General features: G+C 31.1%; 31 protein-coding genes, 1 tRNA gene and 1 pseudogene. 15 read left to right on the forward strand and 18 right to left on the reverse strand.

The annotated features are described in order from the left end of the window. Positions 1–3 precede the first annotated feature (3 nt). The 3 genes and pseudogenes from V6251_RS03655 (at position 4) to V6251_RS03665 (ending at position 3,067) form a co-directional block, all read left to right on the forward strand. Entirely contained in the window at positions 4–2,160 is a 2,157-nt protein-coding gene (locus V6251_RS03655) for a M3 family metallopeptidase (RefSeq protein ID WP_341587076.1), read from the forward strand. A gap of 107 nt (positions 2,161–2,267) precedes the next feature. Further along, the gene (locus tag V6251_RS03660) at positions 2,268–2,633 is read left to right on the forward strand and encodes a DUF2200 domain-containing protein (RefSeq protein WP_341587077.1); all 366 of its coding nucleotides are present in this window, start codon (positions 2,268–2,270) and stop codon (positions 2,631–2,633) included. A gap of 107 nt (positions 2,634–2,740) precedes the next feature. After that, positions 2,741–3,067 (forward strand): annotated as a pseudogene (locus tag V6251_RS03665) (DMT family transporter). On the opposite strand, the gene V6251_RS03670 reads toward V6251_RS03665, so the two are convergent. Further along, positions 3,064–3,666: a trimeric intracellular cation channel family protein gene (locus V6251_RS03670; RefSeq protein WP_341587078.1), complete on the reverse strand. Its 603-nt coding sequence runs from the start codon at positions 3,664–3,666 to the stop codon at positions 3,064–3,066. The pseudogene V6251_RS03665 and the gene V6251_RS03670 sit on opposite strands and share 4 nt — an antisense overlap. A gap of 192 nt (positions 3,667–3,858) precedes the next feature. On the opposite strand from V6251_RS03670, the gene V6251_RS03675 reads away from it, so the two are divergent. The 3 genes from V6251_RS03675 (at position 3,859) to V6251_RS03685 (ending at position 6,234) form a co-directional block, all read left to right on the forward strand. Further along, the gene (locus V6251_RS03675; RefSeq protein ID WP_341587079.1) at positions 3,859–5,106 is read left to right on the forward strand and encodes an OmpA family protein; all 1,248 of its coding nucleotides are present in this window, start codon (positions 3,859–3,861) and stop codon (positions 5,104–5,106) included. 103 nt (positions 5,107–5,209) lie between these two features. After that, positions 5,210–5,677: a DUF2141 domain-containing protein gene (locus tag V6251_RS03680; protein ID WP_341587080.1), complete on the forward strand. Its 468-nt coding sequence runs from the start codon at positions 5,210–5,212 to the stop codon at positions 5,675–5,677. Positions 5,678–5,814: 137 nt separating this feature from the next. After that, complete coding sequence (locus V6251_RS03685; RefSeq protein ID WP_341587081.1) at positions 5,815–6,234, forward strand: BLUF domain-containing protein; 420 nt, start codon at positions 5,815–5,817, stop codon at positions 6,232–6,234. A gap of 25 nt (positions 6,235–6,259) precedes the next feature. Here V6251_RS03685 and V6251_RS03690 read toward each other — a convergent pair whose 3' ends face one another. Together V6251_RS03690 and V6251_RS03695 are read right to left on the reverse strand one after the other, a co-directional pair. Next, the gene (locus V6251_RS03690) at positions 6,260–6,916 is read right to left on the reverse strand and encodes a class I SAM-dependent methyltransferase (protein ID WP_341587082.1); all 657 of its coding nucleotides are present in this window, start codon (positions 6,914–6,916) and stop codon (positions 6,260–6,262) included. A 124-nt stretch (positions 6,917–7,040) separates the two neighbouring features. Then, positions 7,041–7,520, reverse strand: a complete 480-nt coding sequence (locus V6251_RS03695; protein ID WP_145002270.1) for a Dps family protein — start codon at positions 7,518–7,520, stop codon at positions 7,041–7,043. A gap of 104 nt (positions 7,521–7,624) precedes the next feature. Between V6251_RS03695 and V6251_RS03700 the strand changes: the two genes are divergently transcribed. Continuing rightward, positions 7,625–8,563 (forward strand): hydrogen peroxide-inducible genes activator, encoded by a 939-nt coding sequence (locus tag V6251_RS03700; RefSeq protein WP_339808576.1) that lies wholly within the window; start codon positions 7,625–7,627, stop codon positions 8,561–8,563. 32 nt (positions 8,564–8,595) lie between these two features. On the opposite strand, the gene V6251_RS03705 is transcribed toward V6251_RS03700, so the two are convergent. The 7 genes from V6251_RS03705 to V6251_RS03735 all read right to left on the reverse strand — a co-directional run bounded on the left by V6251_RS03705 (position 8,596) and on the right by V6251_RS03735 (position 13,721). Next, on the reverse strand, positions 8,596–9,582 hold the full coding sequence (locus tag V6251_RS03705; protein ID WP_445933613.1) for a hypothetical protein: 987 nt from the start codon (positions 9,580–9,582) through the stop codon (positions 8,596–8,598). Next, positions 9,560–10,606, reverse strand: a complete 1,047-nt coding sequence (locus V6251_RS03710; RefSeq protein WP_341587084.1) for a cytochrome-c peroxidase — start codon at positions 10,604–10,606, stop codon at positions 9,560–9,562. Before V6251_RS03710 ends, V6251_RS03705 begins: the two co-directional genes overlap by 23 nt. A gap of 62 nt (positions 10,607–10,668) precedes the next feature. Continuing rightward, a complete protein-coding gene (locus V6251_RS03715) occupies positions 10,669–11,472 on the reverse strand; it encodes an MbnP family protein (protein ID WP_339808573.1) in 804 nt (267 codons plus the stop codon). Between the two features lie 70 nt (positions 11,473–11,542). Then, positions 11,543–11,896: a hypothetical protein gene (locus tag V6251_RS03720; RefSeq protein ID WP_341587085.1), complete on the reverse strand. Its 354-nt coding sequence runs from the start codon at positions 11,894–11,896 to the stop codon at positions 11,543–11,545. Positions 11,897–12,029: 133 nt separating this feature from the next. Continuing rightward, entirely contained in the window at positions 12,030–12,227 is a 198-nt protein-coding gene (locus tag V6251_RS03725; RefSeq protein WP_028281676.1) for a hypothetical protein, read from the reverse strand. Between the two features lie 147 nt (positions 12,228–12,374). Then, positions 12,375–13,205: a TIGR00266 family protein gene (locus V6251_RS03730; RefSeq protein ID WP_341587086.1), complete on the reverse strand. Its 831-nt coding sequence runs from the start codon at positions 13,203–13,205 to the stop codon at positions 12,375–12,377. 60 nt (positions 13,206–13,265) lie between these two features. Then, the gene (locus V6251_RS03735) at positions 13,266–13,721 is read right to left on the reverse strand and encodes a DUF4442 domain-containing protein (protein ID WP_341587087.1); all 456 of its coding nucleotides are present in this window, start codon (positions 13,719–13,721) and stop codon (positions 13,266–13,268) included. Between the two features lie 144 nt (positions 13,722–13,865). Between V6251_RS03735 and V6251_RS03740 the strand changes: the two genes are divergently transcribed. The 4 genes from V6251_RS03740 (at position 13,866) to V6251_RS03755 (ending at position 17,592) form a co-directional block, all read left to right on the forward strand. Continuing rightward, positions 13,866–14,312: a DUF4870 domain-containing protein gene (locus V6251_RS03740; RefSeq protein ID WP_341587088.1), complete on the forward strand. Its 447-nt coding sequence runs from the start codon at positions 13,866–13,868 to the stop codon at positions 14,310–14,312. 67 nt (positions 14,313–14,379) lie between these two features. Then, positions 14,380–14,724, forward strand: coding sequence for a PadR family transcriptional regulator (locus tag V6251_RS03745; RefSeq protein ID WP_028281672.1), 345 nt, complete (start codon positions 14,380–14,382; stop codon positions 14,722–14,724). Further along, complete coding sequence (locus tag V6251_RS03750; RefSeq protein ID WP_341587089.1) at positions 14,717–16,567, forward strand: PspC domain-containing protein; 1,851 nt, start codon at positions 14,717–14,719, stop codon at positions 16,565–16,567. Before V6251_RS03745 ends, V6251_RS03750 begins: the two co-directional genes overlap by 8 nt. Before the next feature lie 200 nt (positions 16,568–16,767). Then, positions 16,768–17,592, forward strand: coding sequence for a GIN domain-containing protein (locus V6251_RS03755; RefSeq protein WP_341587090.1), 825 nt, complete (start codon positions 16,768–16,770; stop codon positions 17,590–17,592). Positions 17,593–17,677: 85 nt separating this feature from the next. Here the strand turns inward: V6251_RS03755 and trxB are convergent, their stop codons facing one another. Next, a complete protein-coding gene (gene trxB, locus V6251_RS03760) occupies positions 17,678–18,661 on the reverse strand; it encodes a thioredoxin-disulfide reductase (protein WP_341587091.1) in 984 nt (327 codons plus the stop codon). 178 nt (positions 18,662–18,839) lie between these two features. Here trxB and V6251_RS03765 point away from each other — a divergent pair, with 178 nt between their 5' ends. After that, the gene (locus V6251_RS03765) at positions 18,840–19,223 is read left to right on the forward strand and encodes an arsenate reductase family protein (RefSeq protein WP_341587092.1); all 384 of its coding nucleotides are present in this window, start codon (positions 18,840–18,842) and stop codon (positions 19,221–19,223) included. Positions 19,224–19,234: 11 nt separating this feature from the next. Here the strand turns inward: V6251_RS03765 and V6251_RS03770 are convergent, their stop codons facing one another. From V6251_RS03770 to V6251_RS03795, 6 genes are all read right to left on the reverse strand, one after another. After that, entirely contained in the window at positions 19,235–19,393 is a 159-nt protein-coding gene (locus V6251_RS03770; RefSeq protein WP_145002296.1) for a DUF1328 domain-containing protein, read from the reverse strand. Positions 19,394–19,530: 137 nt separating this feature from the next. Continuing rightward, entirely contained in the window at positions 19,531–20,607 is a 1,077-nt protein-coding gene (locus V6251_RS03775) for a DNA topoisomerase IB (RefSeq protein WP_341587093.1), read from the reverse strand. Positions 20,608–20,615: 8 nt separating this feature from the next. After that, a complete protein-coding gene (locus V6251_RS03780; protein ID WP_341587094.1) occupies positions 20,616–21,050 on the reverse strand; it encodes a hemerythrin domain-containing protein in 435 nt (144 codons plus the stop codon). Positions 21,051–21,072: 22 nt separating this feature from the next. After that, entirely contained in the window at positions 21,073–21,276 is a 204-nt protein-coding gene (locus V6251_RS03785; protein WP_145002302.1) for a hypothetical protein, read from the reverse strand. Beyond that, positions 21,276–21,623 carry a hypothetical protein gene (locus V6251_RS03790; RefSeq protein WP_341587095.1) on the reverse strand — a complete coding sequence of 116 codons (348 nt, stop codon included), beginning with the start codon at positions 21,621–21,623 and terminating at the stop codon, positions 21,276–21,278. The genes V6251_RS03785 and V6251_RS03790 overlap by 1 nt, the downstream gene beginning before the upstream one ends. Further along, a complete protein-coding gene (locus V6251_RS03795; RefSeq protein WP_292947585.1) occupies positions 21,624–21,950 on the reverse strand; it encodes a YtxH domain-containing protein in 327 nt (108 codons plus the stop codon). A gap of 181 nt (positions 21,951–22,131) precedes the next feature. On the opposite strand from V6251_RS03795, the gene V6251_RS03800 reads away from it, so the two are divergent. The 3 genes from V6251_RS03800 (at position 22,132) to V6251_RS03810 (ending at position 24,232) form a co-directional block, all read left to right on the forward strand. Next, a complete protein-coding gene (locus V6251_RS03800; protein WP_341587096.1) occupies positions 22,132–23,496 on the forward strand; it encodes an NAD-dependent succinate-semialdehyde dehydrogenase in 1,365 nt (454 codons plus the stop codon). Between the two features lie 9 nt (positions 23,497–23,505). Further along, complete coding sequence (locus V6251_RS03805) at positions 23,506–23,658, forward strand: hypothetical protein (RefSeq protein ID WP_341587097.1); 153 nt, start codon at positions 23,506–23,508, stop codon at positions 23,656–23,658. An 88-nt stretch (positions 23,659–23,746) separates the two neighbouring features. After that, positions 23,747–24,232 (forward strand): hypothetical protein, encoded by a 486-nt coding sequence (locus V6251_RS03810; RefSeq protein WP_341587098.1) that lies wholly within the window; start codon positions 23,747–23,749, stop codon positions 24,230–24,232. A 31-nt stretch (positions 24,233–24,263) separates the two neighbouring features. Here V6251_RS03810 and V6251_RS03815 read toward each other — a convergent pair. Further along, a tRNA-Pro gene (locus V6251_RS03815) sits at positions 24,264–24,341 on the reverse strand. Positions 24,342–24,654: the final 313 nt, after the last annotated feature.

The following is a 24,654-nucleotide window of genomic DNA, read 5'->3' on the forward strand; positions in this document are numbered from 1 at the left end:
ACTATGAAAACAAATGCCATTTACTGCATCCTAACTTGTACTATTATTTTACTTAGTACTAGCTGTAAAAAAGATGCTACAACCAACAACAATTCTAAACCTATGAGTGATAACCTATTGCTTAAAGACTTTACAGGACCTTATGGTGGTGTTCCTGCTTTTGACAAAATGAAAGTTGACCAAATCCAACCTGCTGTTTTAGAAGGCATTGAACAAGGTCTAATTGATATTGAGACTATTGCAAATAATAAGGAAGCACCAACTTTTAAAAATACTATTGAAGCTATGGAACGTGCAGGTCATAGCCTAGATAATGTATTTACGTATTATGGTATTTTTAGTAGCAATATGAGTAGTCCAGAGTTTAGAGATGTGCAAAGTGCTTTAGCTCCTAAATTATCTGATTATACTTCTAAAATTAATCAAAACGAAGCTTTATTTAAACGCGTAAAATCTGTTTATGATGCCTCACAAACCAACCCGCTTCCTGCAGACCAGCAACGTGTTACGGAATTGGTTTACAAGCGTTTTGAGATGAATGGAGCCGAATTAGACGACGCCAAGAAAAAACGTTATGCTGAAATAAATAAAGAATTATCCACACTATATAACAAATTTGGAGATAACGTTTTACATGACGAAGAAAACTATATCACATATTTAACTAAAGACCAACTTGACGGATTAAGTGATGGTTTTATAAAATCTGCAGCAAAAATAGCAACAGATAATGGTAAGGATGGCATGTATGCTATCACAAATACAAGATCTTCAATGGATCCGTTTTTAACTTATAGTACTAAACGTGAATTGCGCGAGCAAGTTTGGACCAACTACTACTCTAGAGGAGATAATGGAGATGCTTATGATAATAAAGCGCTTATCGCAGAAATTTTAAAACTTAGAAGAGAGCGTGTAAAATTATTAGGCTACTCTAATTATGCCGAATGGCGTTTGCAAGATCGTATGGCAAAAACACCAGAAAACGCTATGGCATTAATGGAAGCAGTTTGGCCTGCAGCTATTGCAAGAGTAAAAGAAGAAGTTGCAGATATGCAAGCTGTAGCTGATGCTGCTGGTAAAAATATAGAAATTGCACCTTGGGATTATCGTTTTTACGCTGAAAAAGTACGTCAAAAAAAATACGATTTAGATAGTGATCAGGTCAAACAATACTTACAATTAGACAAATTAACACAAGCCTTGTTTTATACAGCTGGACGTTTATTTAATTATAAATTCACTCCAGTAGAAGAGGGAAAAGTACCTGTGTTTCATGAAGACGTTAAAGTTTGGGAAGTTACAGATTTAGATTCTGGAAAACACATTGGACTATGGTATTTAGATCCATTTGCTAGACCAGGAAAACGATCTGGTGCTTGGGCTACAACCTATAGAAGTCATACCACTTTTGATGGCCCAAAAACAGTATTAGCATCTAATAATTCTAATTTTGTAAAAGCTGCTCCAGGCGAAGCTGTTTTAATATCTTGGGATGATGCCGAAACTTTCTTTCATGAATTTGGACACGCATTACACTTCTTTTCATCTAACGTAAAATACCCAACATTAAATGGAGGTGTTAGAGATTATACTGAGTTTCAGAGTCAATTATTAGAACGTTGGTTATCTACAGATGAAGTTATTAATCAGTTTTTAGTGCATTATAAAACAGGAGAACCAATTCCTGAGACACTTGTTGCTAAAATCAAAAAAGCAGCAACATTTAATCAAGGTTTTGCTACTACAGAATATCTAGCATCTGCCTTAATGGATATGAAATTACATTTAGCAGACCCAACAGATATTGATATTGCTAAGTTTGAAACCGAAACTTTAGCGACACTTAATATGCCAAAAGAGTTACCAATGCGTCACAGAACACCACATTTTGGTCATGTGTTTTCTGGCGAAGGGTACGCTACAGCTTATTATGGTTATATGTGGGCAGATGTCCTAACTAGTGATGCGTCGGAAGCATTTAAAGATGCACCTAATGGTTTTTATGATAAAGCTTTAGCAGATAAATTAGTTAAGTACTTATTTGCACCAAGAAATAGTATGGATCCAGCCGAAGCTTATAATTTATTTAGAGGTCGAGGTGCTAAAATTGAAGCTTTAATGCGTGATAGAGGTTTTCCGGTTACAACAAATCAATAATTTATTATAGTTTAATAAAATAACCCTATTTATAGTTTCTAAAACTTATTTATAGGGTTATTATTTTTTTAAAGATAGCTATTGAAGCTTTGAAAAATTTTAACAATATGATAGTTACTGCTAAACAAGATGAAAGAATTGCTGAAATGACTTTTGCTTCCGTATATCCACATTATGTGACTAAAGTAGAAAAAAAAGGACGTACAATTGAGGAATTACATCAAGTCATCCAGTGGTTGACAGGCTACAATTATAAAACAATTAAAACCTTAATTGACAAAAAAGTATCATTCAAAACCTTTTTTGAAGAGGCGACACTTAACCCAAATGCTAACCTTATCAAAGGTGTAATTTGTGGTTATCGTATTGAGGACATAACGTTTCCTTTAACACAGCAAGTAAGGTACTTAGATAAATTGATCGATGAATTGGCTAGAGGTCGTAAAATGGATAAAATTTTAAGACATAATTGATACTTTATAACTCTATTGTTATTTATCCTCATTCAATCATCCTTTGTTATATTAAATCTATTTAAATACTTAATTTTAGATTAAAATTAAATAACTCTGCTTAATACATGAATTGGATTATTTTAATCATAACTAGATTATTTGAAGTAGCTTTTGCTACCTGTCTTGGTAAAGCAAAAGAGTCTAGTGGTACAATTGCTACCTAATGGTATATTGGATTTATAATATGTCTAGCTATAAGTATGTTATTACTTTTAAAAGCTACCAAACAACTGCCTATAGGCACAGCCTATGCTGTATGGACAGGTATTGGAGCTATTGGGACAGTCATTTTAGGGATTGTAGTTTTTAATGAGCCTGCAACTTTTTGGAGACTATTTTTTATATCCACTTTAATAATATCTATAGTAGGATTAAAAGTAGTTGCTAATTAGTCTTTATACAAATTAGGTAAGCTAATTTTAAACTTTACAGCAATAAGTCTTACGGTTATTACTACTGCTCCAGCAATTACAAAAACAAAATCTGATGCTATGGGTAATTTAATGACAACAAAATAGGTAACTCCACCCAAAATACAAGCTGTTGCATACACTTCTTTTCTAAAAATCACAGGAATTTCATTACATAAAATATCTCTAATTACACCTCCAAAACAAGCACTCATTGTTCCTAAAAAAATACAAATAATAGGATGTAATCCAGCCGAAATTCCTTTTTCAACGCCAACTACAGTATACAATCCAATACCAATAGTATCAAATAAAAACAAGGACTTACGTAAATAATCAATTTTACTTCTAAAAACAACAGCAAAAATAGTGGACGCTATAACAACATAAATAAAGGTCATATCTTTCATCCAGCTAACAGGTGTTTCGCCAATTAAAACATCTCTTAAAGTACCTCCTCCAACAGCTGTGACAAATGCGATAATTAAAATACCAAAAGCATCCATACGCTTATTAAGTGCGACAAGTACACCTGAAATTGCAAAAGCAATTGTTCCTAAAATATCTATAATGTAAAACATAGTAAATTTAAAAAGCAAAATTAGTTTTTATAAAATAAACCTAAGACCTTAAACTATAATTATTATAAAAATTGGATTTAATAAACAACTTATACTAGTTAATCTGCCTAAGCTAACCGTTAATCTTATTAGTTTTAATATTATTATTATTTAAACTATATTGGTCTTGCTATTAACCAATATTCTAAAAAAATGAAACGATTAGTTTTACTACTAACTGTTGTCCTGCTACTATCTGTATCTCAAAATTTACAAGCGCAAGATGTGTATTCTCCATGGACAGCTAGTCTAAGCACTAATGCAATTAATAATCCTGTACTAAAAGCACCCAATAATTTAGGACGTTTTAAAACTTGGAATTGGGAAGCTGCTGGTTTTAAAGGCGCAATTTCTAGACACCTAACAGGTAATTTATCTTTGGAAGGTTCTGTAACATTGACAGGAATCAAGCAAAACTATATTGATGTTGACAAAAAGTTTTCATTAATAGCTTTAGATGGTCTAGCTAAATATAACCTTATAAATAATTTTAATGTAAACCCATATGTTGCTATAGGAGGTGGATTAACTTGGGTTAATACGCTAGGTAAATCGCTTACAGCAAATGCTGGTGTTGGATTGAATGTTTGGTTGACTTATAATTTTGGATTGACAGGTCAATCCATTTATAAACATGCATTGGATGATTATGGTATAAGCCACTTCCAACATTCTGTTGGTATAATTTTTAAATTTGGTGGAACAGATAACGACAACGACGGTATAATTAATAAAGAAGATAATTGTCCTAATGTATTTGGCTTAGCAATGTTTAATGGTTGCCCAGATACAGATAAAGATGGTATAATGGATCAAGAAGATAATTGTCCAGATATCGCTGGAACTTTAAAGGGTTGTCCAGACGCTGATAACGATGGTGTTGCAGACCCATATGACAAATGTCCAAATTTTGCTGGAGACAAAACTAATAACGGTTGTCCTTTACCTGATACCGATAATGATGGTGTACCAGACAAATTTGACAAATGTCCTTCTGTTAAAGGACTAAACAACAATAATGGTTGTCCTCCTGAAGCTGATATTAATGAAATAAATATAGCATCTAAACCAAAAGCTGTATTAATTTATTTTGAATTAAGTAAATCTGAAATCACAGCTGAAAGCAAAAAAATATTAGATAATGTTGCCTCTTACATTACAAAATCAAACATTAAAACTTACGAAATATCAGGACACACAGATAATACGTCCTCTGCAGAAACTAATTTAAAACTGTCTTTAGCTAGAGCCAATGCTGTTAAAGATTATTTAGTTGCAAAAGGTATTGATAAAACCAAACTAATAACGCGAGGTTTTGGTGAAGAATTTCCTGTTGATTCTTCTAATACGGAAGAAGGCAGACATAAAAACAGACGTGTAGAAATCATACCAATGATTTAGTTCTACAATTGAACTATAAAAAACAACAGTTGAGTATAGTTTTTTAGTCTAATAGTTGTCTTTATTGCAAATTTGAAGTGTTAACCAATTAAAACAACACCTTATGAAGACTTTTAAAACATCTAAAAAACAGTACTTAACTTTTGTAAATAGCTTAGTAATTTTTATTCTTAGCATTTCATTTTCCTTTGCACAATCAGATGATGATATAACTACAGATACTGGTCAAACTATCACTGTTGTAGTTAATAAAGTAAAAAACAATTCAAGACAAATAATGTTTGCTTTACATACCAATGATACTTGGATGAGAAGTCAAGGCATACAAAATATAAATAGCTCGATAAAAGATAATACTGTAACGATAACTTTTAAAAATGTAAAACCTGGTGCATACGCAATAATGGTATTACATGATGAAAATGAAAATAATCGTATGGATTTTGAAAACGGTATGCCTCAGGAAAACTATGGTATGTCTAACAATCCGCTATCTTATGGTCCTCCTAATTTTTCTGAAGCTAAATTTGAAGTAACTAATGAAAATTTAAACTTTGATGTACGCTTCTAGGACTATCCAAAAAACAAATTAAAATAAAGCCACTATATCGTGGCTTTTTTAATTTTACATTTTTTTACAACATTATCTTTTTTTTGATTAACTTAGTGATAACCAACGCTCTTAATCTCCTACTTAATAATCAATATATGACCTGTCGTCGAATAATTTACTCTAGTCAAGCCACACAACATTTTAATAAACGTGATTTATTAGATTTATTACATGACGCACGCGCATTTAACACAATAGATAATATTACAGGTGTGCTAATGCATAAGGATGGTTTATTTGTTCAGGTTATAGAAGGAGACCATAATATTATTGACGACTTGTTAAACCGTTTACGTCGAGATATAAGACATAGTAAAATCAAAATAATTAATGATCAAACAGTAGAGACTAGACTTTTTGGAATTTGGAGTATGGGTTGTGCAGATTTTGATGATCCTTCATTAAGTTTAATTCCAGGTATAAGAACAGATTTAAGCGATCCTAAGGTTGTAGAAGATTTAATTAATAGACTTCCACAAGTTGCAGACATATTATTAGAAAATATTGCTATATAAACCTGACCCTATTTTAAGTAATAATTTATTGTAGTGTATACTTAGTTGTTACAATTTTACCTTTCCCTTCTTTTAAATTTATAGTTAAAAGCACTTCTTGAGATGTAATCTTAAAATTAAAAGGTGCTTTTAAAACATCCAAACCACTCTTCTTTTTAAGTCTAATACCTTGTCCCGAAATTATATCTAGATTAGGTATAAAATCAAATGATGGAATATGCTCTGTAATGATAACATATTTGTAAGCCTTTAGCTTTTGCAAAATGTTTTTGACTTCTTTGTTAGATAAATGCTGTAAAACTTGCCTAATTAAGGCACAATCTGCAGACGGTAATTCGTCTACAGCAATATCCAAACAACTAAAGGACAAGTTATCTGCTATAAAATTGCTTTTGTTATAATCAATCAAGCTTGGTACAATATCTACAGCAAAATACTTACTAGCATAATTGTACAAATTACTTCCTATATTAAAATCGCCACAGCCTAAATCGCAAACACTTATTGGTGTTTTAAATCTTTTTAAAAAAGACACAATAACCTCTATATATGGATTAACCAAATCCGGATTATGCGAACCTTCACCTGAATAAAATTCTGACGCATTACTTCCCCAAAGGTTTAATTTATAAACCTGTTCCATAGCTGCTTTGGTTGGCCAAGGTGTTTTTGGAGTCTTCATTGTCTTAACTATTAACACATAAAATACTTACTTTATAGAAGTATATCTAGCAAACCTACAAAAACTATGTTTCAAAAAAAAAGAGCTACTTATGCAGCTCTTTTTTAATCAAAAATTAATGTCATTATAAGCTTTTACCTAACCAAGCATTCATCATCCAAATTGTTTTTTCTTGCTCAGAGATAAAATCACTAATCATAGCATTAGTACCTTCATCATTTGCATCTCCAGAAGCATCCAAAATGTCACGTTCTAATTTTAATAATTCTGTTAAAGATGTTACAATTAAAGCTACAGCGTTTTCATCTTTAGATACATTATGTCCTACTGGTACTTTAGCTATTTTAACGTAATCTTCAAACGTATGCAATGGTGTTTCTCCTAAAGTTAAAACACGCTCTGCAATTAAATCTACTTTCATATTTGCATCTGTGTATAACTCTTCAAACTTAACATGTAATCCAAAAAAGTTTTTACCTTTAATATTCCAGTGGATTCCTCTTAAGTTTTGATAATATATCTGAAAATTAGCCAGTAATTGATTTAATTGATCTGCTAATTCTTTAGTTTTTTTTGTGTCTAGTCCTAAGCTATTATAAGTCATAGTATTGTTATTTATTTGTTTAATCAAATTTACAACTAAATAAACCGATTAATATATAAGTTTTATTGATAGATTTTATATTTTTATAGTCTTAAACTATATCGATGACAATAACTCAATTATCCTATGTACTTGCTGTTGCAGAAAATCAAAATTTTACAAAAGCTGCTCAAAAGTGCTTTGTAACACAGCCAACCTTAAGTATGCAAATACAAAAATTAGAAGATCAATTAGATGTTTTAATTTTTGATAGAAGTAAAAAACCAATAGAGTTAACTGAAGTAGGTAAAAAAATAGTAACCCAAGCTAGAAATATAGTTAATGAATCCTACAGAATCCAAGATATTGTAGATCAAGAGAAAGGTTATATAGGTGGCGAATTTAAGATTGGTATTATCCCAACCGTTATGCCTACATTATTACCTATGTTTTTAACCAATTTTGTTAAAAAATATCCTAAGGTTAAACTTAAAATTGAAGAGTTAACTACCGAAGAAATAATATCTAGAATTAATGATGGTCATTTAGATGCTGCAATTGCTGCAACACCTTTAGAAAACGAAAATATTAAAGAACGCGTCCTATATTTTGAACCATTTGTTGCTTACGTACCACAAAATCACAGGTTAAAAAACAAGAAAAAGTTAGAGACCTCTGACTTAGAAATAGATGACATGCTTTTACTAGAAGATGGTCATTGCTTTAGGGATGGTGTTATTAATTTATGTAAGGCTTTTAAAAACCATAGTGACGATAAGTTTCAAATAGAAAGTGGTAGTATAGAAACTTTAGTTAAATTATCTAACGAAGGTCTGGGTATGACATTAATGCCTTATTTACATACCTTAGACTTAAATGATAGAGATAAAGAGAATCTTCATTATTTTACAGAGCCTTCACCTGCAAGAGAAGTTAGCTTAATATATCATAAAAGCGAGCTTAAAATGCAAATTATTGAAGCAATGCAAGACGTGATTTCTGGTATAGTTAGAGGTGCTATTGCTTTTCAAAACGTGCAAATAATTAGTCCTATATCTAAATAATAAAAAAAAAGCGACCAAATGGTCGCTTTTTTTTAAAGAGCAAAATTGACATAAACGGACAATCGCTGTTTGGACTGTACATTATCACCAAATAAGTTTTGACTAACTGGTAATGTGTAGCTAGCTCCAAAGATAAATTTTTCGATAGCCAACTCGGATCCAAAGCTAAAGTTTAAAATATCTCCATCTGTATCTCTTAACGTTTCGTCGTATTGTGAAATAGAATCATATACATCTCCTGAAAGTCCAACAAATGGCATGATATTCATTTTTTGTCGCGGAATTGCAGTAAAAAAGTTTACTGCATAACTAAATTGATCTCCAAATTGGTAGTCATTTTTATTTTCGCCCTTTAAATAATAACTAAGTAGCGTATTGACACCAAATTTGTCACTTCCATAATTATAACCTAAAGAAAAAACACCATCAACACTACCTGTCCCAACTTGAAATCCTGGATTAATATTATCTGCTAATCTTTGTTCAAACTGACCAGTAGGTAATTTAACACCTAAGCCAAACTGCAGACTATGTCCTGATGGTTCTTTATTAGGGTTAAAGTCTACGACGTTTTCATCTTTCTTTTTATAAAACACGTGTTTGTACCATCCTATAACACTTGCATCTCCTAATCCGTTTAGGTTTTCTTTGACGTTATTAAAGTCTCTTGTCAAATCTTGATATGGTAGACTTGTAGTAACGTAAAAAGAATCATTAATTGGTATTTGAGCCCATAATTGTATGGTATTAAAGGTTTCCTTGCTAATTGGAGAGTTTTCAAAAATCCCGTTTTTAGACTCAAAATTTTGATAAATATATCTTAAACCAACAAAGTTAGCATTGCTTAAAGTTCCAAAACCAAAACTTCCGCTACTTGTAGAGCAGCCACATAAATCGCACAATACCTGAAATGGTTCATGTTTATTACAAGGGTTTACGGGATTATGTGCTTCCGCTTTAGCGACACTAAATAAAATGATTCCTAGTATTAAATATTTAAAATTCTGCAAAACGTTCATCTTCTAAAAATTGATTATCGGTTAATGTTTTTAAGAAAGCTATGATGCTTTCTTTTTCATATGCTGAAAGTGAGATACCATAAGTCCCATCTGCTTTTTGTAGTGATGGATCTACATTACCATTATCTACAATTCCAGAATCATAAAAATCTAAGACAACTTCTAAGGTAGAAAAACGTCCATCGTGCATATAAGGATAAGACACCTCTACATTACGTAAGCTTGGCACTTTAAACTTATACAAATCGTCTGGGTTTTCTAGTATATTAAAACGTCCTTTATCGTTTAATTGTGGATTAATTGGCAAACCATTGTTTCTAAAGGTTTGATCTGTAAAAAGGTCTGAAGCATGACAGCTTGAGCACTTATTTTGAAACGTATTTAAACCATCCAACTCTGTTGTTGTTAATGTAACATTATCTTCTTGCCTAACATACTTGTCGTACTTAGAGTTAGAAGAAATCATCATTAACATAAATTGAGACAATGCTTTTAACATGTTTTCCGTATTGACTTCTCCACCATCAAATGCTTTAGCAAATTGCTCTTGATAATAACTGTCCTGTTGTAATTTTACAATAACATTGGATAAGGTTTCACCCATTTCTAACTCGCTAGTAATAGGAAGTATGGGTTGCAAATCCAAATGCGATGCTGCACCATCCCACATAAAGGATGTTTGATAAGCTAAATTTTGGATTGGTTGTGCATTTCTTAAACCAATTCCTCCATTTACACCATGACTTAAATTATGTCCATGGTGTGTAAAAGCAAAAGCTTGCTCGTGACAAAAAGCACAAGCTATTGCACCATTAGAGGATAATTTACCTTCGTAAAATAGTCTTTTACCCAATTCAAAACCTGCGTCTGTTATAGGATTATTATCCAAATTATAGGTTATATCTGGAAAATTGGATGGCAAATCTAACTGTAAAGGTATGGGAACATAGTTTGCTGTATCTGTACTATTAGAACACGCAAACAGTGTAACCAAGCCCAAAATTATAAGGCTTAACTTTTTCATAATAATGAGATTTAAAACACCATTAAAAGCACTTAGCCTTTAATGGTGTTATTAGATAAGTTTTAATCGTTATGTACGTGATGTACCTCAAACATTGTAGCTATATTTGTTGCGATTATTGGTGTCTCATTAACATCTGTATGTACTTGATCATAACCATCAGCAAAATTAGCTGTTGTTGTACCATCAAAAACTTTAGCTATATCTGCCTTAATATGTACTTCTGGTGTTTTATCTGCTCTAACCAAAACTGTATTTGGAAAACTTAACGTTACTTCCTTATAATTATCTAATGCTGTCCCAACGCTTCCCATATGTACTGCTAATGGTTGGTCAGACACTGCACTTGTAGAATAGGTACCATCTAATCTAATAAATTTATATCCAGAAGCCCAACTCCACATCATACCTTGGTCTGTTGCATAGTCTAAAAAAGTACCTTGACCTGCTGCACCTAAAGCAAATCTGTCTTGGTCAATACCAACACCAAAAGTAACAGATACGTAATCTGCTGCGTCCACACCTTCTAATGTCACAAAGATTTCGCCTGCGTTATTACCATCAAGTTCGTTAATAATAAATACGTTATCCTCTGTTGGGTATTCAAAAATATTACCATTAGAATCCGTAAATCTTACGTTACTAATCATGTATTTTAACGTTTCTAATTTAAAAGATTCTGAATTAGATTTATTGTAAGTGGTACCAAATATAAAATCCTGATCACCAACTCCATTGTCATACTTAAGTGTAATTACTCCTGTTTGTCCTGTTAAATCTTCTGGTTGATTATTATCATCGTCTGATGAACATGCTGTAAATATTGCACACGCTAATAGTGCAAATGTGTATTTTAATAATTTCATTTGTATTGTTATTTTTTATTTAAATAGAATGTAATTAAGCCTATTTTGGCTTAAGCCGAAAAATAAAAAATTATACTATTGGAGGTTTAAAATGAAAATAATCAAAGTTGTAAGAATACCTTTGGCTATAAATCGTTGTATTTTTTTGATTAAAAAACACTAGCGAAGAAGCGTCTAGAGTATATTGGTATTCCGAGTAAAATACAGGGAAAAAAGATTCTGCTAAAGTAGTTATTGCTTTACTATCATTATCATCACTTATTGGTGATTGCAATTGTTTTGCTAAATGACATTTACCATTACAGGCTAATTGTGGTTTTTCTTTATTAACACAATAGGTATCTATAATGTAATCTATATTTAACTGAAAATAAGCCACATAACCAACGTAATACATAGGACGTATTGCGAAGGATAAAAACAATAATATTGTAAATAGCTTTTTCAGGGAAAAATAAATTTTTGCAAAGTTATAGCATTTAGTTCAAATTTATAACATTACTTAAGTTATTTATATAAAAAAAGCGACCTGTTGGTCGCTTTTTAGTTTTATATTTTTAAGTGTTTAGGTATATTAAACATTGGTCTAATTTTGGGTTTTGCTGTACTAAAGACTCAATATACACTTTAAGCTCTTCTACCTCATATGGTAAAAGTCGCTCTAAGGCTTTTTGGACTTCTTTGCAAAACAACGTGGTATCAAAACTAACTTTTTGCAGTACAGTTTTAGTGTACTCAAACATTGCTCTTGCCATAATTAATTATTAGGTTTAGTTAAATAAAAAGTAATAGTATGCTATAGGCAAACGGTTTAAAAGTTTCGATTAAAGGTAGCAAAAAAATAGGTTCAAAATTAATGCATCCAAAATTTTAACAGTTAAAAACACGTTAAAATTATCTAACTAAAAACGATTATCACCATCAAGCAAGTCTCCTAAACCTCCTAAAATACTACTTTCACCTTTACTTTTACCTCCTCTAGGTACACTTTGCAATACACGTCCTGCTAACCTACTAAATGGTAATGATTGAATATATACGACGCCTGGACCTTCTAATTTTGCAAAAAATAAACCTTCACCACCAAAAACGGTATTTTTAATACCTCCAATAAACTCTATATCATAATTTACGTCCTGAGTAAAGCCAACGATACATCCTGTATCAACCCTTAATGTCTCTCCTCGTTGTAATACTTTTCTTGCTAAAGTTCCTCCTGCATGTACAAAAGCTAATCCGTCTCCTTCTAATTTTTGCATAATAAAACCTTCACCTCCAAAAAGACCACGACCTAATTTTTTACTAAATTCTACACCTACACTAACACCTTTTGCTGCACATAAAAAAGCATCTTTTTGACATATAAACTTACCTTTGTATTCTAGCAAATCAATAGCTACAATTTTTCCAGGATAAGGTGACGCAAAACTTACTTTACGCTTTCCTGTCAGGTTGTTGTAAAATGCTGTCATAAACAAACTTTCTCCAGTTAGCAATCGTTTACCAGCTCCAAATATTTTTCCTAAAAAACCAGAATCGTTTTGAGAGCCATCACCAAATATGGTTTCCATTTTAATACCATCATCCATCATCATAAAGCTTCCTGCTTCAGCAATAACACCTTCTTGCGGATCAAGTTCTACTTCTACATATTGCATTTCTTCGCCATAAATTTTATAATCTATATCGTGTGCATTTAAACTGTTTTGAGGTAATTCGTCTTTTGGATACATATTTGTAAAGGTTTAATTTATTATATGTTGCGTAATTATTCTATTTGTTACAAAATCAAATTAATTTTTCACTTTAATAGACCATTCAAAATTAAAAGTTGACACTACTACTCCATCTGCGTTAGTACCTATAGCTTGCATCCATAGGGTTTGACCTTCTCCTGTTTGTATAGCGTTTTGTAACGCTTGATCTACTTTTAGACCATCATTACACACAAAGGTAATTCTGCCAGTTGCCTTTTTAGTAAATGTAGCATTATTAGAAGTTACTAACATTGACACTTTTTTACCTGTTTCTTTAATTTTCATCATCATCATCGCACCAGTTGCAAATTCGGCAGCCATACCTTGAACAGCCCAAAACATAGAATTAAAAGGGTTTTGATTAAACCATCTGTGCTTTACTGTTGTTACGCATTGTGTTTCATTTAAAACTTTTGTTCTGACTCCACACAAAAAAGCTGATGGTAACTTAAGCATTGTAAATGTGTTAAGTTTACTAGGAGTTATCTTCATTATATATTCGATTTTCAGCTAAATTATTGAAAATAATCGACATTACACTATGTTAAAATAATGTTAATTTTTAGTACTTTGTATTGCATAATACCTTTTTAAAGATATATATTTGCATAAGAAACTATTATATACTTTTAAATTATGGTTACCAGTCATCAAAAAAACCTAGCAACATTTATTCACTTATCCACCTTTTCTAGGTTTGTAATTCCATTTGGGAACTTAATAGCACCTTTAGTATTATGGGTTGCAAATAAGAATAAATCAGAATTTATTGATGCACATGGTAAGCAGGCTATTAATTTTCAGTTTAGTATTTTATTATATGCTGTGATTATAGGCACGTTGTGTATTCCGTTTTTTGCTTTTACTTTATTTAATCATTTAGACTTATTAGATTTTCAGGCTTTTGAAGGCATTAGAATAAACATTACAAAGCCTTCACCTCTATTTTACATTGGTGGTAGCATTGGACTACTAGCTGTATTTGGTTTTATATTAGAAGTTATTTTTATAATTAATGCTAGTCTAAAGGCTAAAGAAGGAGCAGAATACCACTACCCATTAACAATAAAATTTATTAAATAATACTCATCATCAATCAATCAAATCATCAAAAAACGAACAGTTTAATTATGAAACATCTTACAGAATTATGAAGATAGAAAACACAAAAGCACAGATGCGTAAAGGTGTTCTGGAATACTGCATCTTGTCAGTCTTAAAAGACGAAGATGCATACGTTGCCGAAATATTAGAAACACTTAAAGACGCTAAATTATTAGTTGTTGAAGGCACAATCTACCCTTTACTAACACGACTTAAAAATGCTGGATTACTTAACTATCGTTGGGAAGAATCCACCTCTGGACCACCACGTAAATATTACGGATTAACAGAAACAGGTCATCTTTTTTTAAAAGAATTAACCACGACTTGGAACGAATTACAACATGCAGTAAATATAGTAACATCAATTAAATCAACTAAAAATGAATAAGACAGTCAATATAAATTTAGCAGGTATATTTTTTCATATCGATGAAGATGCATACTTAAAACTGCAACGTTATCTTGAGGCTATAAAACGTTCATTTACAGACTCTCAAGGTCGTTCTGAAATTATCGCTGATATAGAAATTAGAATTGCAGAGTTGTTTTCTGAACGCATGAAAACAGACAGACAAGTTATTGGAAATAAAGAAGTTGAGGATGTTATTACCATCATGGGACAACCTGAAGATTATTTAGTAGATGACGAAATTTTTGAGGACGAACCTACTCCAAAAAGCCATGCTTCATCAAGATCTAAAAACAGTAATGCTAAAAAATTGTTTAGAGACACCGAAAATAGTTATGTTGGTGGTGTATGTTCTGGATTAGCACACTACTTTAATATAGATGTTATTTGGGTAAGATTAGTTTGGGTACTTTTAGTATTTGGAGCTGGTACTGGAATTTTCTTGTACATTTTATTATGGATTTTTATTCCAGAAGCAACCACAACTGCTGATAAGTTAAATATGACTGGAGAAGAAGTCACTATTTCCAATATCGAAAAAAAAATTAGAGACGGATTTGATAGCGTATCAGAGAATGTAAAAAATATAGATTTTCAAAAACATGCGGACAAGTTTAAAGAAGGCTTTGGACAAGCGTCAGGCAACATATCAGATTCGGTAAAAAAGATAGATACAAATAAGATCAAATCTAGTAGTAAATCCTTTTTTGGAGGTTTAGGAAACGTTATTTCATCTTTATTTAAAATTTTTTCTAAATTTATTGGTATTGCACTTGTAGTATCATGCGTTGCTGGTATCATCGCTTTAGCAATAGGTTTAATATTTGGGACCTTTTTTAATGCCGATTTTGGCTTTTTTACCACAGATTATGTTAGAACGTTCAATGATGGTGATGGGCTTTTTTGGTTATTTCCAGTCTTAATATTTTTAGTATCTGTTATCCCAATTATTTTCTTTATTTACTTAGGCTTAAAGATATTAGTAAACAACCTAAAACCAATGGGTAACGTTGCTAAATACAGTTTAATTGGATTATGGATTATGGCAATAATTGGATTGGCTATTATTGGTACAAGACAAGGCTTAAGCTATAAAGAAAAAGCTGCAGACATTAAAACAGAACAATTAGCAAACATTAAAACTAATGATACTTTAGTGATTAGCATGAATTACAACGACACCTTTGCTGAACGTTTTAGACGTGATTATGGGTTACAACGTGCTGATGACGATAACGGAAACGAGGTTGTGTTTTCTCAAGGTATTAGACTAATTGTTAAGTCTACTAAAGATAGTGTTGCTAAACTTAGAGTGGATAAATCTGCTAGAGGAAGCAGCTATAGTAAAGCTAAAGACAGAGCAAAAAACATAAGCTATAATTACACTTTAAATAACAACAACTTAATATTAGACAATTACTTTACGGTATCTAATAATGACATTTCAAGAGATCAAGAAGTAGAACTAACGGTTTATCTACCAGAAGGAAGCGTATTATTTGCTGAAGAAAGTACTTATAATTACCACAGAAATAACAGTCATTATTACAACGATATTTTAGATAACGGAATGGAAGAACACTTTTTACTAGTAAAACGTGCTAAATTAGAATGTTTGGATTGTGATGACGATAATGACATGACTTCAGATAACGACAATACCTCAACCATTGTTGTAAACCAAGAAGGTATAGTGGCAAAAACAGACACTATGGATGTTATTATTAACGACGAAGGTGCAAAAGCAAGTACAAAAAACGTAAAAGTCACTATTAATGAAGAAGACGGAATTAATATAACCAATAATAAAGACCAAAATTAAACCATAATCATCAATCAAATCAAAAACTAACCATTATGATCACATTAATCGAGTATCTAGTAACCTCCATCGTGTCTATTTTATTTTAAACAGGACGGATAATTTTATCAAAAATCAATCAAAAAACCAGCCATCTCAAGCTTTAATCAAGTTTGGGATGGTTTTTGCTTATATTTGTACGAACAAATCAAAATACATAAATGTCAAAACAATTACTTACAATATTATTACTTCTTGCAACTACATTTACGTTTGCACAAAAAAAAGAAAAGGTTAAAGGTAGTCGTGTCCTTACCAAAGTATCCACTCCTGTCAATGCTTTTCAGCGTTTAGTTTTAACAGAAGACTTTGAAGTTAATTTAGTACAAGCAGATTCTACTAGAATTGAAATTACTACAGACGAAAACTTACATAATTACATTAAAATAATATCTCAGGACAACACCTTAAGTTTAAAAACAACTGCAAGATTGCAAGAAAAAAAACTTGAAATAACCATATATTATAATTCGCTTTTAAATACTATCGAGCTTAAGGAGGATGCAGAAATCAGTTCTAAATCTAGCTTAAAATTTGATGACTTAACATTAACAACCTCCAGTAGTACAGAAGCTTACTTAACAATAGATAGTAACTTATTTAAACTAATAAATAATGATAAAGCTAAAGCTGAATTAAATATTACTGCAAAAGCTGCTACTTTAGAGTTAAACGGAAGCAGTAAGGTTGAGGCATTAATTAACGCGTCCAAAATAGTTGTAGATATGCTAGAAAGTGCGGATGCAAAAATTGAAGGTGATACTTCTAACTTGATACTAAACGCAGATAACTCGACGGATTTTAATGGCCAAAATTTAACATCAAAAAACGCAACTGTTACTGCAGAAAATAGAGCTGAAGCTTACGTAGATGTCAGTGGAGAATTAGTGGTAAAAGCCTCAGGATCTTCAATAATAGAAATTTTTGGAAGCTCTAAAATCACAATTGAAACCTTTGAGGATAATGCTATTTTAAAGAAAAAATAAGACCATTGTATTCCGAAAATATAAGAATAAAAAAACAAAAAAAAACCGAAGCAATTGCTTCGGTTTTTTTTATAAAATTTAAATACTAGTTATAAGTAGAAGTACTAACCTCAAAAGAAGAATCCTTAGCAGCTAAATAACGTTCTGCATCTAACGCAGCCATACATCCAGTTCCTGCAGCTGTAATAGCTTGTCTATACACGTGGTCTGCAGCATCACCACTAACAAAAACACCATCAATATTAGTCTTAGATGTTCCTGGCTTAGCGTTAATGATATAACCTGTTTCATCTAAGTCCAAAAAGCCTTTAAAAATATCTGTATTAGGTTTGTGTCCAATTGCCACAAAAAATCCAGTTGCTGGAATTAAGTGTGATTGCTTAGTTTGGTTATTTAAAACCTTAACACCTGTTACAACCTGACCGTCACCAATAACTTCTTCCGTTTCGGTATTAAAAAGAATTTCTATGTTTTTTGTGTTTTTAACACGTTCAGCCATAATTTTAGACGCTCTAAACTCATCACGTCTAACCAACATGGTTACCTTAGTACATAATTTTGATAAGTAATGTGCTTCTTCACAAGCACTATCTCCTGCTCCAACAATTACCACTTCTTGATTTCTGTAGAAAAAACCATCACATACAGCACAAGCAGAAACTCCACCTCCTAGTTTTAAATATTTTTGTTCAGACTCTAAACCTAAATATTTAGCGCTTGCTCCAGTTGATATAATTACGGTATCACAGTGGATTTCTTTTTCACCATTAACCCATACTTTATGTACATCTCCAGAAAAATCTACCTTGGTAATCCAACCATCTCTAACATCTGTTTCAAAACGTTCAGCTTGCTTTTGTAGCTCCATCATCATTGCTGGACCAGTAATACCCTCTGGGTAACCAGGAAAATTCTCAACTTCGTTTGTAGTTGTTAATTGTCCACCAGGTTGCGTCCCTTGGTATAAAACAGGTTTCATATTAGCTCTTGCTGCATATATTGCTGCTGTATATCCTGCAGGTCCAGAACCTATTATCAAACATTTTACTTTTTCTATATTCTCTGACATATTATATTCATTTTTATCTTCTACAAAAGTAGAATTTTTATAAGAAAACTTACACTAGACTTATTAAAAGTTATTATTAAAGAATAAAGAGTTCTTATAGTCTATTTTTTTTCTTTTTTTTAAGAAAACTTTATTTGAAATATTCTAACTTGAAACTCTAATTTAATTTTAAAAACCAATGGGTGTGATAGCGACCAACACTAATAAAAATACGTTTTACTATAATTCTAACTCTAATGTAGACAAACAAACATTAGCATATATCCAAGATAGTGTAAAAAAAACGTTAACAATTGATGTTTCAAAAACTAAAGTTTCTGACACTCAATGGATAGAAATTGCTGCTAAATTAAATATAGCTGTAGCTGAATTAATAAATAAAGAGCATCCAGATTTTACTAAAAATTATGATAATAAAGCGGTATTAAAGGATGAGGATTGGATTAAAGTAATACAAAATAATCCAGAAGTACTTGCTAATTCTATATTAGTAATTGAAGATAAATTTTATAAAATTGAAACACCATCTCAAGTAAGACAGCTTTTAGGTACTAATAGTTAATTTAAAAGTTTTTAATGTTCTGATATAAACTTGTAAACTGTACCAATAAACAAAGCTACAAATACAAAAAAACACAGCTTAGCCAAAAATGCTAAGTTTCCTGCTAGGTCACCAAAACCAAAAATAGCTGATATAAATGCAAGAATTATAAAAAAGATAGTCCAGCGCATAATTAATTGTTTTAAATATTATTCAAATTTACAATTTATGCAACCTTATATAATACTGTTTAACACGCATTTACAAAGACTTTAACTGCACTTAACATAAGCACACTGCTATTTAAGACGTTATTAAGAAATCCCAATTAAAATTCTGGCTGATATGATTTTAAAAGTCGCATTAAAGCGCTTTCCATGGGTGTGAAGTGATCTGGTATTTGCTTCTTTTTTTTAGGAGATTCAAAATAATTAACAATGGTACCTTCTTCGTAATTTTTAATAATTGCAGGATGTATATAATATTTACGACAGACATTTCTTGTATTTCCTAATTGACTAGATGTAACATCCATAGCGTGTAATATATTTTCCTTATTTAATTTTGGATTTTCTGTGTATCCTAAATCCTTTAAGGTTTCAAAACAAATTATACTAGCAGCCCATGTTCTAAAATCTTTTGCAGTAAAAAGCGTCCCACTTAAATCTTGTAAATACTTATTTAACATAGCACTATCAACCTTTTGTTTTTCCCCATTAGCATCGTAATACTGAAACAACTCCCAACCAGGAATTTCTTCACATTTATTAACTAATTTTATTAGCTTTTTATTTCTAATAGAAACTTTGTGCGCTTTACCTTTTTTACCAACAAATTCAAACTGAATCTTATCCTTAAAAGTATTTACATGTTTTGACCTTAATGTAGTAAGACCATAGGTTTCATTACGTTTAGCATATTGTGTGTTACCAATCCGTATATGTGTTTCTTCCATTAATCTTACAATCAATGCTAATACTTTGGTTTGCGTCCATGTAGTTTGGTCCAAATCAACCTCTACTTGTGCTCTTATGTTAGGCAACTGTTGCCCAAAAAGATACATTTTATAAAATTTGGTTTGGTTTCTAATTTTATTCCATTTAGGGTGGTATCTATATTGTTTTCTATTTTTAGCATCACGACCTACCACTTGTAGGTGACCGTTTTTTAACTGAGAAATTTTTACATTATTCCACGCTGGAGGAATGACCAACTGTTTAATTCTGTTTATTTCATTTTCCTCCTTGATGACTCTATTTTTAAGTTTAAAAATAAAGTCATCATCTAAGCGTTCTCTTATTATCTTTAAATGAGAAGGATTGGTATAAACCAAATCAAATTCTTCTATAACCTGTTCTGGTTGTAAAAGAATTTGATTGTAAATATCTGTATGTATAGCTTTCACTTATAAATCTATAAATTAGTATCCATATAAGATCTATAATCTTTGGCTAATGCTGTTTTTTGGGTCTCATTAAAAACTTTTCCTGCCAACTGAAAAAACTTGTGTTCTTCATCTTCTAGATGATGCTCTACCTTTTCTTTAAGGTCTTTAGCTATTTTAAGCCAAGCTGAAGAGCTATATTCCGTTTCATCCAATTGCTCTAATAATTCGTCAATTTCGTGATGCTCGGCAATACCATGTCTAGCTTTTTCCTGCATCATGTCATTACTTATAAGTGGTTTATAAAAATGACGTTCTTCCGCTTCTGCATGAGTATTTAATTCATTTTTTAACTGCTTATATATTTCATCTCGTTGTTTACTATCTCCTGTAGTTTTTACTAACTGATCTAGTAATTCCCTTTGGGTATCATGGTCTTTTCTTATAGATTCAAATATGGTCATTGGTTGATTTTTAATGGTTAAATTATTTTATTATTTTTTTGAATAACATCATCATTCCAAATTTTGTAAACATTTTATAACCTGTTTGTAACCAATTTGGAGGTTGCACAGCTTCTTTAAAGTCCCCTTTAATAGATTTTAATTCTTCCCATGCAATTTGCTTTTCAAGACTAAGTCTTTTAAGGTCATTCTCTAAATCGTGTTCTGTTTTATATTGTTTCATCATTATTCAAAAAATGTTTTTGACAGTGATTGAATAACCTTACTGTTTATCTGTTTTCTTATTAAATAAATAACTGCAGAAAATAACATAAAAATAAGACCGACAATTAAAAATCCAAGTGAAAAACTATCTAACATGTTACCTACAGCAATTGCTCCAGCAACCGCTACAAAAACAAATCCTATAAGTATTAATCCACCAATTAATAATGATTTTAAAACTAAACTAATTGACATTGTCAATTGCTGAAAAACCTTTAGCTTATAATACTCATGGGATTTTTTTAAATATTCTTCACCTTTATCAATCGCTTGATTCGAGGTATCTTGTATGGATTCAAAAACAGTCATCTATTTTTGAAGTTTTTTATTCTTCGCTTTTAAATCTTTTAATTTACTTTCTAACGTAGTAATTACATCGTCTGCTTTATAACTAGCATCAGAAATTACAGTTTCTAACTGAGAATCTAAACTATGTTTTTGTGACGTTATAGTACTAGCTACTTGATCCTTTAAATGCAAAGCACTATCTGCTAATTTATCTTTAGTAGCAATTGCGTCGTCCTTAAGTTTTTTTCTTGTATTTACACCTTTATCTGGTGCAAATAATATTCCTAAAGTTGCTCCAATTGCTCCTCCTAATAATAGTCCTAACGCTGTATTTGTGTTCTTACTCATTTTATTTTTTTTTATGGTTAATATTTATACTGATGGTTTGTATCAGCCTGAAACAAAGATAAAATATAAGCGTTTAATTATTCTTAATAAAACTTTAAATAAATTGATAAATCTATGTTAAAATAAGATTTAAATCATAAATTACTATGGATTATTTATAATTTTAACAAAAAATAAACCAATGAAAAAGGAAATAATCACAGCTAATCCGCATACAGGTGACGTAATTAATAAATATAATTATCACACGCCAGAAGAAATTTCTAACATATTAACTGTTTCAAACACAACGTTTGAAACTTGGAGCCAAACCGAAATTTCTAACAGAACCAAATTATTAAAAAACTTAGCTAATCTTCTAGAAGAAAACAAAGAAGATTATGCCACATTAATGGCAACCGAAATGGGAAAACCGGTAGCACAAGGTATTGCCGAAATTGAAAAATGTTCTGTCCTTTGTGATTTTTACATTGCTAATGCAGACAACTTTTTATCTGATCAAATCATTAAAACTGAAGCTTCAGAAAGTTTTATAAGCTACGATCCTTTAGGCACAATATTAGCCATAATGCCTTGGAATTATCCCTTTTGGCAAGTTTTTAGATTTGCTGTTCCAACATTGACAGCTGGTAATGTGGGGCTTTTAAAACATGCATCAAATTCAACAGGGACAGCAATTGCAATACAAAAATTATTTATCGATGCAGGTTATCCTGAAGGATGTTTTCAAGCTTTACTAATTAACCACAAGGATTTAGAAGCGGTAATCCAAAATGATATAGTAAAAGCAGTGACACTTACTGGTAGCGAAAAAGCTGGAAAAAGTATAGCTGCTGTTGCTGGAAAAAGCCTTAAAAAAACGGTATTAGAATTAGGTGGTAATAATGCTTGTGTTGTATTAGATGACGCAGATTTAGACAAATATTTAGACACAATGGTTAGCGCCAGAATGCAAAATAATGGTCAAAGTTGTATTGCTGCGAAACGATTTATTGTTTCAGAAAAAATTTACGACACATTTTTAGAGCAATTCACTAAAAAAATAAAAGCTTTAAAATATGGAAACCCTGAAGACAAAGACACCTATATGAGCGTCATGGCAAGAGAAGATTTAGCTGAAGAATTAGAAAAACAAGTAACCGAGTCATTAAAAAAAGGCGCAACTGTACACTATGGCAATACCAGAGAAAAAGCAAAATACCAACCAACTATACTTACTAATGTAACGCCTGGAATGCCAGTTTTTGATGAAGAAACTTTTGGACCTGTAGCAGCAATAATTAAAGCTAAGGATAAACAAGATGCTTTACAGCTAGCTAAAAATTCTAGATTCGGTTTGGGTACAATGATTTTCACAAATGATATTGATGGCATTTATGATAATATCAGTCAAATCCCTGATGGTGCTTTATTTATAAACGAAATGGTAAAATCTGATCCTAGATTGCCTTTCGGCGGAACAAAAGCCTCAGGTTATGGTAGAGAATTGTCAAAAGAAGGAATATTAGAATTTGTAAACACTAAAACAGTATACATTAACAAATAAAACTAAAATATGAGTTTAATAAAAGATAAAAACGAAGATAGAAAAGATTACATTTTACAAAAAGATAAAACAACTAAATTAACAAGTGGCTTTGTAGTAATAATATTACTATTGCTTGTCGTGGCAGTATTAATTTCTGGTTTCTTTTTCAAATGGTTTTAATAAGGTTCAAATATATTCTGTACCAACAAAAAAGTTTTCATTATTTTTTTCGTAAATTGTAGTAAATCAATAACTTAATTCACGAATTATGAAAAACACAATACTACTTTCAGTAATTCTGCTACTATTATTTTCTTGTAAAAATAATAGTGACATAAACCGAGAAACCAGTAAAAAGGATTTTACGCAAATTAAAACAGACAATAAAAGTAAAAATCTTCAAGGTGCATGGCAATTAGTGAGTTTCTATAACTATGTCAACGATAAAATCAAAGATTCCACATTCTCCAATGCCAATCAAAAACAAATTAAATTGTTTACCGATGGAAAATTTATGTGGAGTAAAAAAAGACCTGCAGATTCAACCGAATGGTTTGCTTTTGGTAAATACAACATTAATGATAATATTCTAACTGAACATGTTGAATATGGCTCATTAACTATGGATAATATCATGAAACTTCGAAAAACCTTTGAATACGAACTAATACTTTCAGAAAATAGATTTAGTCAAGTAGAATTGGACGAGAATGGATCAAGAATATATTCAGAGAATTATATAAAATTAGAATAAAAAAAAGCTTCAGTAAAACTGAAGCTTTTTTTGGTCGGGGTGGCAGGATTCGAACCTGCGGCCTCCACGTCCCAAACGTGGCGCGATAACCGGGCTACGCTACACCCCGATTTGATTATCATTTCCTCAAAGGATTTCCTTTTTGGAGGTGCAAATATACATCTTTTCTTTTAACTAAAACCAGAAAAAATATTAAAATTCTAAACACACAGGACTACAACATCAAAACATATTAAAAATCAATGATTTAACCTTAAAAATTTATTCTAAAATTATAAAACATTTCACTTTATTTTTTATTCTAAAGCTAAAGTTTACAAAAAAAATTCAGCAAGACGTACGCAATAACAATTTACCAAATTAATACGTTATAAAAATACCAATTAGATAACTTAGAATTATTAAATTTGTCACCAAAGATT

The organism is Olleya sp. Ti.3.14 (assembly GCF_038154885.1).
Lineage (GTDB): Bacteria > Bacteroidota > Bacteroidia > Flavobacteriales > Flavobacteriaceae > Olleya.

Excerpts from the sequence above, each read along its gene's own strand:
- V6251_RS03770 (WP_145002296.1), bottom strand. The coding sequence starts at position 19,393 with ATGCGCTGGACTATCTTTTTTATAATTCTTGCATTTATATCAGCTATT.
- V6251_RS03805 (WP_341587097.1), top strand. The coding sequence starts at position 23,506 with ATGAGTTTAATAAAAGATAAAAACGAAGATAGAAAAGATTACATTTTA.
- V6251_RS03745 (WP_028281672.1), top strand. The coding sequence starts at position 14,380 with ATGAAGATAGAAAACACAAAAGCACAGATGCGTAAAGGTGTTCTGGAA.
- V6251_RS03685 (WP_341587081.1), top strand. The coding sequence starts at position 5,815 with ATGACCTGTCGTCGAATAATTTACTCTAGTCAAGCCACACAACATTTT.
- V6251_RS03680 (WP_341587080.1), top strand. The coding sequence starts at position 5,210 with ATGAAGACTTTTAAAACATCTAAAAAACAGTACTTAACTTTTGTAAAT.
- V6251_RS03705 (WP_445933613.1), bottom strand. The coding sequence starts at position 9,582 with ATGAACGTTTTGCAGAATTTTAAATATTTAATACTAGGAATCATTTTA.
- V6251_RS03690 (WP_341587082.1), bottom strand. The coding sequence starts at position 6,916 with ATGAAGACTCCAAAAACACCTTGGCCAACCAAAGCAGCTATGGAACAG.
- V6251_RS03730 (WP_341587086.1), bottom strand. The coding sequence starts at position 13,205 with ATGTATCCAAAAGACGAATTACCTCAAAACAGTTTAAATGCACACGAT.
- V6251_RS03740 (WP_341587088.1), top strand. The coding sequence starts at position 13,866 with ATGGTTACCAGTCATCAAAAAAACCTAGCAACATTTATTCACTTATCC.
- V6251_RS03715 (WP_339808573.1), bottom strand. The coding sequence starts at position 11,472 with ATGAAATTATTAAAATACACATTTGCACTATTAGCGTGTGCAATATTT.
- trxB (WP_341587091.1), bottom strand. The coding sequence starts at position 18,661 with ATGTCAGAGAATATAGAAAAAGTAAAATGTTTGATAATAGGTTCTGGA.
- V6251_RS03785 (WP_145002302.1), bottom strand. The coding sequence starts at position 21,276 with ATGATGAAACAATATAAAACAGAACACGATTTAGAGAATGACCTTAAA.
- V6251_RS03710 (WP_341587084.1), bottom strand. The coding sequence starts at position 10,606 with ATGAAAAAGTTAAGCCTTATAATTTTGGGCTTGGTTACACTGTTTGCG.
- V6251_RS03725 (WP_028281676.1), bottom strand. The coding sequence starts at position 12,227 with ATGGCAAGAGCAATGTTTGAGTACACTAAAACTGTACTGCAAAAAGTT.
- V6251_RS03750 (WP_341587089.1), top strand. The coding sequence starts at position 14,717 with ATGAATAAGACAGTCAATATAAATTTAGCAGGTATATTTTTTCATATC.
- V6251_RS03735 (WP_341587087.1), bottom strand. The coding sequence starts at position 13,721 with ATGAAGATAACTCCTAGTAAACTTAACACATTTACAATGCTTAAGTTA.
- V6251_RS03670 (WP_341587078.1), bottom strand. The coding sequence starts at position 3,666 with ATGTTTTACATTATAGATATTTTAGGAACAATTGCTTTTGCAATTTCA.
- V6251_RS03700 (WP_339808576.1), top strand. The coding sequence starts at position 7,625 with ATGACAATAACTCAATTATCCTATGTACTTGCTGTTGCAGAAAATCAA.
- V6251_RS03655 (WP_341587076.1), top strand. The coding sequence starts at position 4 with ATGAAAACAAATGCCATTTACTGCATCCTAACTTGTACTATTATTTTA.
- V6251_RS03675 (WP_341587079.1), top strand. The coding sequence starts at position 3,859 with ATGAAACGATTAGTTTTACTACTAACTGTTGTCCTGCTACTATCTGTA.
- V6251_RS03695 (WP_145002270.1), bottom strand. The coding sequence starts at position 7,520 with ATGACTTATAATAGCTTAGGACTAGACACAAAAAAAACTAAAGAATTA.
- V6251_RS03810 (WP_341587098.1), top strand. The coding sequence starts at position 23,747 with ATGAAAAACACAATACTACTTTCAGTAATTCTGCTACTATTATTTTCT.
- V6251_RS03765 (WP_341587092.1), top strand. The coding sequence starts at position 18,840 with ATGGGTGTGATAGCGACCAACACTAATAAAAATACGTTTTACTATAAT.
- V6251_RS03795 (WP_292947585.1), bottom strand. The coding sequence starts at position 21,950 with ATGAGTAAGAACACAAATACAGCGTTAGGACTATTATTAGGAGGAGCA.
- V6251_RS03755 (WP_341587090.1), top strand. The coding sequence starts at position 16,768 with ATGTCAAAACAATTACTTACAATATTATTACTTCTTGCAACTACATTT.
- V6251_RS03800 (WP_341587096.1), top strand. The coding sequence starts at position 22,132 with ATGAAAAAGGAAATAATCACAGCTAATCCGCATACAGGTGACGTAATT.
- V6251_RS03660 (WP_341587077.1), top strand. The coding sequence starts at position 2,268 with ATGATAGTTACTGCTAAACAAGATGAAAGAATTGCTGAAATGACTTTT.
- V6251_RS03780 (WP_341587094.1), bottom strand. The coding sequence starts at position 21,050 with ATGACCATATTTGAATCTATAAGAAAAGACCATGATACCCAAAGGGAA.
- V6251_RS03790 (WP_341587095.1), bottom strand. The coding sequence starts at position 21,623 with ATGACTGTTTTTGAATCCATACAAGATACCTCGAATCAAGCGATTGAT.